General features: G+C 53.7%; 13 protein-coding genes. 2 read left to right on the forward strand and 11 right to left on the reverse strand.

Annotation, left to right across the window (positions count from 1 at the left end):
- The first annotated feature begins 326 nt into the window (after positions 1 to 326).
- The gene (locus KI367_RS19375; protein ID WP_212951739.1) at positions 327 to 1172 is read left to right on the forward strand and encodes a DUF8580 domain-containing lipoprotein; all 846 of its coding nucleotides are present in this window, start codon (positions 327 to 329) and stop codon (positions 1170 to 1172) included.
- Between the two features lie 80 nt (positions 1173 to 1252).
- On the opposite strand, the gene mltG is transcribed toward KI367_RS19375, so the two are convergent.
- The 11 genes from mltG to cymR all read right to left on the reverse strand — a co-directional run bounded on the left by mltG (position 1253) and on the right by cymR (position 10613).
- Positions 1253 to 2305: an endolytic transglycosylase MltG gene (gene mltG / locus KI367_RS19380; protein ID WP_246537116.1), complete on the reverse strand. Its 1053-nt coding sequence runs from the start codon at positions 2303 to 2305 to the stop codon at positions 1253 to 1255.
- A gap of 102 nt (positions 2306 to 2407) precedes the next feature.
- Positions 2408 to 2719 carry a DUF1292 domain-containing protein gene (locus KI367_RS19385; RefSeq protein ID WP_212951743.1) on the reverse strand — a complete coding sequence of 104 codons (312 nt, stop codon included), beginning with the start codon at positions 2717 to 2719 and terminating at the stop codon, positions 2408 to 2410.
- A complete protein-coding gene (locus KI367_RS19390) occupies positions 2712 to 3020 on the reverse strand; it encodes a DUF1292 domain-containing protein (protein WP_212951744.1) in 309 nt (102 codons plus the stop codon). Before KI367_RS19390 ends, KI367_RS19385 begins: the two co-directional genes overlap by 8 nt.
- A 12-nt stretch (positions 3021 to 3032) precedes the next feature.
- Positions 3033 to 3449, reverse strand: a complete 417-nt coding sequence (gene ruvX / locus KI367_RS19395) for a Holliday junction resolvase RuvX (RefSeq protein WP_212951753.1) — start codon at positions 3447 to 3449, stop codon at positions 3033 to 3035.
- Positions 3450 to 3459: 10 nt separating this feature from the next.
- Positions 3460 to 3720 carry an IreB family regulatory phosphoprotein gene (locus tag KI367_RS19400; RefSeq protein WP_036711271.1) on the reverse strand — a complete coding sequence of 87 codons (261 nt, stop codon included), beginning with the start codon at positions 3718 to 3720 and terminating at the stop codon, positions 3460 to 3462.
- A gap of 160 nt (positions 3721 to 3880) precedes the next feature.
- Positions 3881 to 6502 (reverse strand): alanine--tRNA ligase, encoded by a 2622-nt coding sequence (alaS, locus tag KI367_RS19405; protein WP_212951754.1) that lies wholly within the window; start codon positions 6500 to 6502, stop codon positions 3881 to 3883.
- A 387-nt stretch (positions 6503 to 6889) separates the two neighbouring features.
- The gene (locus tag KI367_RS19410) at positions 6890 to 7948 is read right to left on the reverse strand and encodes an AI-2E family transporter (protein ID WP_373316246.1); all 1059 of its coding nucleotides are present in this window, start codon (positions 7946 to 7948) and stop codon (positions 6890 to 6892) included.
- A gap of 201 nt (positions 7949 to 8149) precedes the next feature.
- A complete protein-coding gene (locus tag KI367_RS19415; RefSeq protein ID WP_036711266.1) occupies positions 8150 to 8356 on the reverse strand; it encodes a YrzR-like zinc ribbon domain in 207 nt (68 codons plus the stop codon).
- Between the two features lie 13 nt (positions 8357 to 8369).
- Entirely contained in the window at positions 8370 to 8891 is a 522-nt protein-coding gene (locus KI367_RS19420) for a PRC-barrel domain-containing protein (RefSeq protein ID WP_212951758.1), read from the reverse strand.
- A gap of 136 nt (positions 8892 to 9027) precedes the next feature.
- Entirely contained in the window at positions 9028 to 10179 is a 1152-nt protein-coding gene (locus KI367_RS19425; protein WP_036711260.1) for a cysteine desulfurase family protein, read from the reverse strand.
- 14 nt (positions 10180 to 10193) lie between these two features.
- Positions 10194 to 10613: a cysteine metabolism transcriptional regulator CymR gene (cymR, locus tag KI367_RS19430; protein WP_036711257.1), complete on the reverse strand. Its 420-nt coding sequence runs from the start codon at positions 10611 to 10613 to the stop codon at positions 10194 to 10196.
- A 383-nt stretch (positions 10614 to 10996) separates the two neighbouring features.
- Here cymR and mnmA point away from each other — a divergent pair, with 383 nt between their 5' ends.
- A complete protein-coding gene (gene mnmA / locus KI367_RS19435; RefSeq protein WP_036711253.1) occupies positions 10997 to 12133 on the forward strand; it encodes a tRNA 2-thiouridine(34) synthase MnmA in 1137 nt (378 codons plus the stop codon).
- Positions 12134 to 12221 lie beyond the last annotated feature (88 nt).

The raw sequence follows: 12221 nt of genomic DNA on the forward strand, positions 1-12221 counted from the left end.
GGCGTTCACGGAAGCAAAATCCAAACGGGATCAGTCTGCCGTTGTATGTCAACTCCAGCAATGGATTGCGAGTTTGCCCAATTATATCAAGGCTTTGTTCGGAAAATTAAGCTGCGAAAGTTGAGTTCTTTATAACTATTTTCCTAAACTTCATACTTTTTTCGTTCCTGCGCTACTAAAAAGGACGATTGGCAACGGCCCAGCAGCCTATTTGGCCCATTGTTCTTCATAAGATGCCGAAACCAGCCCGAATATGGAACGCGTTTATTGCGGTATTGAAACTTGCGGACGCTTCGGTTCGTCTATGACGATAACGGAGGTGCGACATGAAAAAAACGTTCAAAATCAGTTCCATCGTGCTGGCCCTCGCGGTCGCCGTTTCCCTAAGCGGTTGCGGAGGCAAGCAGGAAGCCCAAACGATTGCGCCGGGAACATCCGGCGAACAGAAGGATCAAAATACCCCGCCGGAAATCGGAATAATTCCTGGAACCGATCTGAAAGAAGGAGCGGGACATAACGCCGGCCAACGCCAAAATGAAGACGATGCGGGGACGGCTGGAGAAGGCGTAAAACCACCATCCACCGATCCGAATTCGGAGCCGGTGGCATCCAGGCCGCAAAAATCCCCTCAAGCGATGGGCGACCCGTCATCGGGCGATTCCAAATCTGCGGCTTCCGAGGACGGCGCGGCCGCAAGACCCGGCGAAACCATGCTCGAGGTTACCGTCGAAGGCTCGAAAGAACAACGGCCGGCCAAGCTGGCCCAGGCCGAAGGTTACTCGCTTTATGTGCCGGAGCATCTTTCCTTTGATCCTGCGAAACATCTGATCTACATGAACATCGATCCCCGCTATTCGGTCCGGATCGAAAAAATGCCTTCCGATTACAACCAAGACGAGCTGCTTCTCGAAGGAAAGGAAGCATTGAAAAAACACGGCGACGTCCGGCAGCTTCATTCCGACGATTTGACCGGCCCGTTGAAAGACACCGAACTGTTCCTGCTCGCTTCCGGTACGTCGGGAACGTACGAGTACATCGTAAAGGAACTTGACGGCAGCGGTTTTGTGTTCCACGTCTCCATGCCGCAAGGAGAGGCCTCCGAAGGATTTGGCCCGATGGCCTTTGCCGCTTTGAACAGCATTCAAAACGAGCAGCCGGATGCGATGCCATGAAAAAACCGCCCAACGGGCGGTTATTGCTTAAAGCTTGCCAATATTTTTGTGCCCCGGTCGATCACATTCCTTTGCCGGGCTCAGCCTTTATTGGCGCCGCTTTTGCTTTTTTGGATGTTTTTCAGATGCTCCTGATACGTCTTCGCAAACAAGTGCTCATGGGAGCCGTCTTTTTTCGTGACGTAATACAGGTAATCCGATGCCTCGGGATTCAGCGCCGCTTCGATCGAGGCCAGGCTGGGGCTGCAAATCGGCCCCGGCGGAAGCCCTTCATGCAAATAGGTATTGTAAGGACTTTCGACTTTCAAATCCTTATACAGAAGCCGCTCTTTCGGCTCCGGCAGCGCGTATTGCACCGTTGCGTCGATTTCCAGCTTCATGTTTTTGTCGAGGCGGTTATATATGACCCCCGCCACAAGCGGCCGCTCCTTATCCACCACAACCTCGCGCTCCACGAGCGACGCGATCGTCAGCATTTCATGCAGCGTAAGGCCGCGGTCGCGCAGCTTTTCCTGCAGGTTCGGGATGCCGTCCAGCTTGCTTTGCGTTTGCTCCATCATCCGCCGGAACATTTCGGGTTCGGTCGTTCCCTTTTTAAAATCGTACGTATCCGGGAACAAATACCCTTCCGCCGCATGCTTCAGCTTGCCGTTATCCGGGACTTCCTTAAACGCGGCAATCGCTTCGTTCCCGGGGTGATCCGCCAGCTGCAGGAAAGAGTCGGCCGGAGCCCCCGTCGCTTCGCTGACCTTTGCGGCGATTTGCTCGACGGTGTAACCTTCCGGAATCGTAATCCGCACCATCTCTTCCTTCACCACGTCGCCCTTGTTCAGCTTGGCGATCAGCTCGTCCAACGTCGCGCCCGGCTTGGCCTCGTAAATGCCTGCTTGAAAACGCGAGCCTTCCCGTTTCCACTTCAGGTACCCTTTAAAAACCGCAGCATTTTTGATCAGTCCGTTTTGTTGAAGCACATCGGCTATTTTGGAGGTGCCCATGCCCGGTTCGATCGTGAATTTCACGGGCTCGTCCGACGCTTGAACCGGCTGGAGTCCGTTCCACACGTAATAGGCTCCCCCGCCCGCTCCTAGCAGAAGAATAATCAGAATTACAATTACGACTTTGACAGCTTTCAAAAAAATCCAACCCTTCACAACCAAAAAGGACGGTCTGCACCGCCCTCTTTGTGTATTCATTTTGAAATTTTGTCTTCTCAGGGAAGCTGTAAATGCTCCGAATCAATGTTCGTCGTCTTCCGGGAACGTCATCTCGTCGTACAGCTCGGTAATGTTTTCCCATTCGTCGTCGTCATCGATGGTGGCCAGCTCCAAATCCCCGTCCGGCGACTTCACGACTTTCAAAATGTTGTATTCGCCGCTTCGGTCGTCGGGGCTTTGCAGCACCGCATAGGTTTGGCCGCCCACTTCAAATTCCGCTGCCAGGTCGTAAACTTCGGTGGAACCGTCTTCGTCCTGCAGCTCTACAGTCGGACCGAACGTTTCCTTCAGCACGGAAGTCCACACGGCCTGGTCTGCAGAAAAATCACTCATGCACATTACCTCCATCAAGTTCGGCAACCAAGGTGTTGAAGGTTTCCTCGACGATCTCCCACTCCGCATCATCTTCGATCATGTAGAGCTTGAGGTCATCCCCGTCCTCTTCGTAACGGAACGCATACACCTCGTCCGAATCCTCGTCTCCCGCTTCCAGAGGTACGACCATCATATACTTGTTGTCCGAGCCATCGACTTCAAATTTCATGATGACTTCGAATTCTTCTTCATTGCCTTCGTCATCGGGAATATAAATAATATCCGGTTCTTCCTCAAAAAGATTACGCTCATTGGCCATCTGTGATCACCCTCACCCTTTAGTCTTTGAGTCTAAATAATTTTGCAAAATCAAGCTTGCAGCCATTTTATCCACAACTTGCTTTCGCTTCTTCCGGCTGACGTCAGCCTCGATCAGCGTCCGCTCGGCAGACACGGTTGTCAGCCGCTCATCCCACAGGTGGACGGGTAATTTCAGCATTTCTTTTAGCTTGTCAGCGAAATCGATACAGATTTCACCGCGGGGACCGATGCTGCCGTTCATGTTTTTGGGCAGTCCGACGACGATCTCCTCCACCTCGTAGTCGCGGACCAATTCCGCGATCCGCGATACTTCGGAACCGTCGCGCCGCCGTTCCACCACTTCCAGTCCCTGCGCGGTCCATCCGAATAAATCACTGACGGCAACACCAATTTTGCGGTCGCCGTAGTCCAACCCCATGATTCTCATTAAAGCTCTCCTATCGGTGATTGGCTAAGTAGAACCGGACCAGCTCTTCAATCAACTCATCACGCTCTTTTTTTCTGACCAAACTTCTTGCGTTGTTATGGCGGGGGATATATGCCGGATCTCCGGATAGGAGGTAACCGACGATCTGGTTGATCGGATTGTATTCCTTTTCAACCAATGCGTCATACACCATCAAAAGGATGTCTTTGGAAGACGCTTCCTTTTCGTCGCCTTTAACGCTAAACTTCATCGTTTTATCCATGGAGTCCATATTGTGACACCTCGCTTCTTCAACGGCGTGCCGAAGCACACTGTTGACGAATTGATTCTTTAGGCTTCATATCTTCTTCTAATATAACATAATCATCCCGCAGTAAGGAAACTCCAAGGACAAATTAAACAAATTTTTCTTTTCAGAACCTTCCCGCATCTTATGCGTTGGCGACCAATTCCTCCGCCAGCTTCAAAGCATCATCGAGCTTGCTTGCGTCTTTGGCGCCCGCTTGGGCCATGTCCGGACGGCCGCCGCCTCCGCCGCCGCAAACGGCCGCGATTTCTTTCACGAGCTTGCCTGCGTGCAGGCCTGCTTTGGTCAGCTCTTGCGGAACCGAGACGACGAAGTTCACTTTGTCTTCGATGGCTGCGCCCAGAACGAGCACGGCCGACGGCAATTTGTTTTTCAGTTCATCGGCAAGGGTGCGGAGCCCGTCCATGCTGCCGACCGTAACGCGAACCGCGAGCAGTTCTTTTCCGCCGACCGTTTTTACCTGGTCGGTCAGTTGTCCCGCTTCGATCATGCTCAGCTTGCTTTGCAGCGATTCGTTTACGCGGCTCAGCTCTTTCAGCTGGGCATGAACGGATTCGATGCGCTTCGGCACGTCGTTCAGATTGGACTTCAGCATTTCGGCGGATTGCTTCAGCAAATCCAGCTGGCTTTCGACGAATTGGTACGCCGCGCGGCCCGTTACCGCTTCGATCCGGCGCACGCCGGAACCGATGCCGCTTTCGCTCACCAGCTTGAAGATGCCGATCTCCGACGTATTGCCTACATGGCAGCCGCCGCAAAGCTCCAGGCTGTAATCGCCGACCTGGACGACGCGCACAATGTCGCCGTATTTTTCGCCGAACAGGGCCATGGCGCCCATCGCTTTGGCTTCGTCGATCGGCTTGTATTCGATGTTTACGTTCACGGCGTTCCAAATCTGCTCGTTGACGCGGCGTTCGATGTCCGCAAGCTCCTCGGCCGAGATGCTGCCGAAATGGGAGAAGTCGAAGCGCAAACGCTGCGGCTCCACCAAAGAGCCGGCCTGGTTGACATGCTCTCCAAGCACTTCCTTCAGCGCCTTATGCAGAAGGTGGGTTGCCGTATGGTTTTTGACGATATCGCGGCGTTTGGCCTGATCCACTTCGGCTTTTACCGTTTCGCCCACTTTGAGCTCCCCGGCTTCTACAGTTACGATATGCACGTGCTGCCCGTGAGGCGCCTTGTACAAGCCCTCCACTTTTGCGGTCACGCTGCCGCCGCGCAGAAGCCCTTGGTCGCTGACCTGGCCGCCGCTTTCGGCATAAAACGGGGTTTTTTCGAGAATGACCTGGCAGGTCGCGCCTTCGCCGGCACTCTCCACCATGGCTTCATCCACGATGATCGCCAAAATTTTGGACTCCGCTACGGTGTCATTATATCCAACAAATTCGCTTTTAACCGTATAATCGGAGAGCGCGCCTCCCTGCACCTTCATGCCGCCGCTTTCCTGGCGGGCCGCACGCGCGCGGTCGCGCTGCTCCTGCATGGAAGCGTCGAACCCTTCGCGGTCGACCGTAAGGCCATGCTCCAGGGCGAAATCTTCGGTCAGGTCAAACGGGAATCCGTAAGTATCGTACAATTTGAACGCATCCTGGCCGCCGATGACTTTCGTGCCGTTTTCCAGCGCCTTTTTGCTGATGTCTTCGAGAATCGCCAAACCTTCGGACAACGTTTCATGGAAACGCTCCTCTTCCGTGCGGATGACTTTTTCGATGAACTCGCGTTTTTCGACGACTTCCGGATAAAAAACGCCCATGATATCGCCGACGGTTTCGGTCAGCGTGTAAAGGAACGGACGGTCGAGTCCGAGCACCTTGCCGTAACGCACGGCGCGGCGGAGCAGACGGCGGATGACGTAACCGCGGCCTTCGTTGGACGGCAGCACGCCGTCGCCCACGGCGAACGTCACGGTACGGATATGGTCGGCGATGACCTTCAGCGCAACGTCTTTTTCCACGCTGTCATTGTAGTTCACGCCGGCAAGCTTGGCCGTTTGTTGAATGATCGGCTGGAACAGGTCCGTGTCGAAGTTCGAATCCACGTTTTGCAAAATCGAAGCAAACCGTTCCAGGCCGGCGCCGGTATCGATGTTTTTATTCGGAAGCGGCGTATAGGAGCCGTCTTTGTTATGGTTGAACTGCGAAAATACGAGGTTCCATACTTCGAGGAAACGCTCGTTTTCCCCGCCGGGATACATTTCGGGATCGGACAGGTCGCCGTAAGCCTCGCCGCGGTCGTAGAAAATTTCGGTACAAGGTCCGCAAGGGCCTTCGCCGATATCCCAGAAGTTATCCTCCAGCTTGACGATGCGCTCGGCAGGCAGTCCGATTTTTTCGTTCCACAGCTTAAATGCTTCTTCGTCTTCCGGATATACCGTGACGGAGAGGCGCTCCGGATCGAAGCCGATCCATTCCTTGCCGGTCAGGAACTCCCATGCCCACGTGATGGCTTCTTCCTTGAAGTAGTCGCCGATCGAGAAGTTGCCCAGCATTTCGAAAAACGTATGGTGGCGGCGGGTTTTGCCGACGTTTTCGATGTCGTTGGTGCGGATGCATTTCTGGGAGTTGGTCAGGCGCGGATTTTCCGGGCTGATCCGTCCGTCGAAATAAGGTTTGAGCGGCGCCATGCCCGCATTGATCCATAGCAGGGACGGGTCGTTATGCGGCACGAGCGGGGCGCTCGGTTCGATTTTATGCCCTTTGCTTGCAAAAAACTCAAGCCATTTGGAACGGATTTCGCTTGCTTTCATGGTTATACAGCCTCCAGCTTCAATTTATGGGAAAACAACATAAAAACGCCCCTGAAAAATTTCAGGGACGATCATATCGCGGTACCACCCTGGTTATCGCCCGAACCGTCCTGTTGCATTCCGCAGAATGCCCGTCCGTCGGAGCGATCTCCTCGTATAGCCTGTAACGGGGCCAGCCGGCGGGGTTTGCCCGCACTCCGAAATCAGCTTTCCGGCAGCGCCCGCATGCGGATTCTTCCAGCCATCCGCGCTGCTTCAGCGCGAAGGAATCCGTTCTCTGTCCAAGGAGCCTCTCAGCCGTACTTCATTTCATCGCCGTTTTGTCCATTTTGAACATATTCTACACAAGTATATCGGCGCAGCGGGGGAATGTCAATCCAGGGCGGTTCAGGTCGTCTTGCGCTTGATGTAATAGGCGAAAAAATGCTGCAGCAGCACCTTCAGCACCGCAAACACGGGAACGGCGAGAATGAGGCCGACGATGCCCGCCATTTCCCCTCCGACAAGCAGCGCAAAAATGATGACGATCGGATGGAGATGCAGCTTTTTGCCGACCACCTGCGGAGAAATGACGTTGCTCTCCAAAATTTGGCATATCCAATTGACGACGATGACCAGCAGAACCATTTTCCATGAAATCGTCGAAGCCATGACGACCGCGGGAGCCGCCCCCAGAAAGGGGCCGAGATACGGCACGATGTTAAAAACGGCGACGATGCTGGCCATCAAAAGCGCGTACGGCATCCCGACGATCATATACCCGATATACGCCAGCACGCCGATGATGAAACAGACGATAAACTGCCCCCGCACGTAATTGCCGAGCGCCAGGTCGATCTCTTTCAGCACGCTTACGGTCGCTTTGCGCCGGGAACGGGGAAGATACGAAACGATCGCCCGCTCAAAAACGTCGAAGTCCTTCAAAATATAAAAAATGAGGAACGGAACGATAAAAATGTTCAGCACCAGATTAATCGTCGTACCGATGTTGTCGATAAAATCGGAGATCCCCGCCGCCAGCCGGTCTTCCCATTGCAAAAACCAGCGGTCCACCCCTGCCATCACCCCGTCCGGGAGCAGTTTCTGGTCCAGCCGGTTCATGAGGCTTTGCGCATGCATCGTCATTTCCGGCAGGTGTTCGTTCAGCTCCTCCATTTGCTCGATCAGCACCGGAATCATATTGATGAGGATGACCGCCACGCAGGTGATGAACACGGCGTAAATCAACAGCACGGCAATGCCCCTCGGCACTTTGCGGTCGGCCAGCAGGCAAACGATCGGATTCAGCACGTACGAGATGATCATCGCCACGATAAACGGAGCCAAAATCACTTTGAAAAAATGGTATATATTCATGAACATCGGGCGAAGCAGCCAAATGAAATAAAGGGCGATCAGGCCGAGAATAAACCAGATGAGCAAACGGAACCACTTGTTTCCGGTCATGTTCTCCAAGGAAGCTTTCCTCCTTTCGGACTTGCTGTACACGTTATTATATGTGCGAAAGGAAAAAATTAACCTTGAAAGACCAGCCCGCCCCGGCCAAGCGATAAAGCAAAAGAAACCCATCACTAACGCGCGTCTTTCGAGCGAACGCTAGTGATAGGTTTCTTTTTTTGCCGAAAAAGCATGTTCATAAGTTCACTTTCAATTGGACGCGTGCAGATGCGGGAATTCCTGAGGAATTTCCTCGAAAAACAGATCGTCCAGCGAACTAAGCGTGCCGTCCTCTTCGACTTGATAGACGGACATTTTATCTCCGTTGACCGTCAGTTCGATAAAACAGCCCCAGCAATAAAATTGGTGCGAACCGATTTTACCGATATCTTTGGAATTACAGTTGGGACATCTCATATTCATAGATCACCTATCCGTTAACAGAATGAATGGTTTTTCCGAGGCGCTCTTCGCTCATCGGCGGCACCATGATTGCGTTTTTGCCGATGGACATGCCCTCCGCAAGCGGCAGCCATTTCCGGCCTTCCAGCAAATCCGAGACGAAACCGTCGCTGATTTCTATACCTAGTATTGTATTTCCCATTTCCTGGTCAAAATAAACGTCCGTCGCTTTTCCGAGCAGAACGCCTTCCTCGGTCAGCACGTCCATGTCCTTCAGTTTATTTTTGCCCGTCAGGAACGTGTATTGTATATCGTCGGCCTTTGTCTTTCGAACAGCCTGTTGATTCCGAATCATCACAGCGTCTTCGCCGTAAGCCACGATATCCTCCCAGGATACGGACTTGGCCGAACTGGAAAACAGGCTTCTGCCTTCAAGCTCCAAAGCTTGGAGCTTCCAGTCCCCGCTGACCCAAACATCGCTGATTTTGCCGATCTGCCCGCCTTCGTCCACATCGAACACGGCAAGGCCGATCAATTCTTGAAACTTCATGCCAGGACCCACCTATCGTCATGAGATTGAAACGAAGGCATCCCGCGAGAGGCGGGACGGATGCCCCTGCGGGCACCGATCCTTGTTCCGGACGGTATGGAAGCACGCCTCCCTCCTTGTCCATACATAGAGAATCCTAACTTCTAATACGTAAACGACGAAGAATGGTTGCAATTTTTTGGGCGGTGTATTCCATATCTTCCGTAGTATTACCCAAACCGAAGCTAAAACGAATCGCGGAGCGCAAAACATTTTGTGGAAGTTTCATAGCTTGAAGCACATGGGACAGCTCAAGGGAACCGGAGGTGCATGCCGAGCCGCTGGCTGCCGCAACGCCTTCCATGTCCAGGTTCATCAGGAGCGTCTCCGTGTCTGTTTCCGGGAAGCTGATATTCAGTATGTGAGGTAAAAATTCAGAGGGATGTCCGTTGACGACAAACGCGTCTTGTCCAATTTCCTGTTCCAGCAAACGGATAAACGTATCCCGGAGCATGAGGTCATGCTCTCTGCGCGGCTCTAGTTGTTCCGCCGCAATTTCGACGGCTTTGGCGAATCCGGCGATGCCCGCCATGTTTTCCGTGCCTGCGCGGCGTTTTTTCTCCTGAAGCCCCCCGTGCAGTCTCGGCGCAAGGTGGACGCCGCGGCGCACGTACAAAGCGCCGATCCCTTGGGGGCCGTTGATTTTATGGGCCGAAAAGCTCATCAGGTCCACGGGCAGCTCGCGCAAGGATATCGGAATCGCCCCCAGCGCCTGAACGGCGTCCACATGGAACAGGATGCCGCGGCTTCGGGCGAGCTCGCCGATTTCCCGGATCGGCTGCACCGTGCCGACTTCATTGTTCGCATACATGATGCTGATCAGCGCCGTATTTTCCGTCAGCGCCTGTTCAACGTCTTCTGCACGCACCCTTCCCGTCCCGTCAACCGGAAGATACGTGACGCGGTAGCCCTGCCTTTCCAGCTCCTCGCAGGCGTGCAGCACGGCATGGTGTTCGATGGACGAAGTAATGACATGCTTATCCCGGCCTTCCATCGCCTCCAACGCGCCGAACAACGCAAGGTTGTCGCTTTCCGTTCCGCCGCCGGTGAACACGAGCTCATCGGGGTGGCAGCCCAAATATTTGGCGATTTTGTCCCTGGCCCCGCCCACCGTCCGTTTGGCGGAACGGCCGAAGGCATGAACGCTGGATGCGTTGCCGAATTGCCCCGTCATCACGTTCATCATTTCCTGCGCGACTTCCGGATGGACGGGCGTGGATGCCGCATGATCCAAGTAAATGGATTTCATTTTCGCATCTCCTTTTAAATGTAAAACATGTAGTTATCGGCGGCGTCCTGCTCCTGATAGGTGATCAGGTCGAGCAGCGTGGTCGAATCCAGCACGTTCGCGATGCCGTCGCGGATGCGAAGCCACAGGTTGCGCTTGGCAGGATCGTCTTCTTCCGTAAAATCGACCGGGGAAATCGGGCCTTCCAGCACGCGGATGACGTCTCCCGCCGTAATTTCCGAAGCTTCGCGGGACAACACGTAACCGCCGTACGCGCCGCGAATGCTTTTCACGAGCCCGGCGTTGCGCAGCGGCGCGATCAACTGCTCCAGATAATGCTCGGAAAGCTGGTTTTTTTCGGCGATGCTTTTCAGCGAGATCGGGCCTTCGCCGTATTTGGCCGCAAGCTCCATCATGATCGTCAGGCCGTAACGCCCTTTTGTCGATATCTTCAAAGGTGGCACCTCTTTCAAAAGTTCATGTTTTCTTTTAAATATGTCGGGATCCGTTGCAGACACCTTAGATCCTGAGGATAATATCTGCGTATTCCGATCATAACCCTTTGCTTATGTTAACATATCCGGCGTTTTTTTGGTATGTTAACGTCAACCGATGTACTTCCACGGAAGACAGGCACGCCTTTCCCCCATTGATTTGATCGCGTAAAAATCGGTTTCCCCCGGCAAAAACTTCTAAAATTCCATCATATATAATCTCGGGCAAAACTGCAAATTGTACTCCTCATGCGGACAAACGCCATCCGGGTATGACCTCCGGCCCGTTGTGTGTTAAAATACGGGTATGGGCACAATTTCAAAATAGAAATGGTGAGTTAATTTTGGCAAACAACAATCAAAACACGCGCGTGGTCGTCGGCATGTCCGGCGGCGTCGATTCCTCGGTGACCGCGCTCCTGCTGAAGGAGCAAGGCTACGATGTCATCGGTATTTTCATGAAAAACTGGGACGATACCGACGAATTCGGAGTCTGCACCGCGGAACAGGACGCAGAGGATGTCCGGCGCGTTTGCGAGCAGATAGATATTCCTTATTACACGGTCAATTTCGAAAAAGAGTATTTCGATAAAGTATTTACCTATTTCCTCGACGAATATAAGTCAGGGCGCACGCCGAATCCGGACGTCATGTGCAACCGCGAAATCAAATTCGGCGAATTCCTGAACAAGGCGCTGGGACTGGGCGCCGATTATGTCGCCACGGGCCATTATGCCCGCGTCGTCGAGGAGGATGGCGTCTTCAAGCTGCTCCGCGGCGTCGACGGCAACAAGGATCAAACCTACTTCCTGAACGCGCTGAATCAGGAGCAGCTGTCGAAAGCGATGTTCCCGATCGGCCATCTGCCGAAACCCGAAGTACGCAAGATTGCCGAAGCGGCGGGATTGTACACCGCCAAAAAGAAAGACAGCACCGGCGTCTGCTTCATCGGCGAACGTAACTTCAAAGAGTTCCTTAGCCAGTATTTGCCGGCGCAATCCGGCGATATGGTGGATATCGCGACGGGCGAAATCAAAGGCCGCCACGACGGCTTGATGTATTACACGCTCGGACAGCGCCAAGGGCTCGGCATCGGCGGATCCGGAAACGGCGAACCGTGGTTCGTGGCCGACAAGGATCTGGAGCAAAATATTTTGTACGTCGTTCAAGGCGACAAGCATCCGAGCCTGTATTCGACGGGGCTGATTGCCACAGGCGTGAACTGGATCGCAGGCGAAGGGAACGTGCCCACAGAGCCTTTCAGCTGCACCGCCAAGTTCCGCTACCGCCAGCCCGACCAGGACGTTACGCTCGAATGGCTTGAAGACGGCACCGTACACGTGCGGTTCGCCGAGAAGCAAAAAGCGATTACTCCGGGACAAGCCGTCGTGTTCTATCAAGGCGACGTTTGCCTTGGCGGCGGCACCATCGACAAAGTGGAAAAGGTTCCGTTCAAGCTGCCGGCACTCCAAAAAAAATAAAGCACAGACGTTAAAGCCACCCGCCCCCATGTTTCCGGCGGCGGTGGCTTTTTTTCATGGAACGCCCTGCATGCCGAACCTGTTCGGC

It is taken from the genome of Paenibacillus cookii, assembly GCF_018333375.1.
Taxonomy (GTDB): domain Bacteria; phylum Bacillota; class Bacilli; order Paenibacillales; family Paenibacillaceae; genus Paenibacillus_AQ; species Paenibacillus_AQ cookii.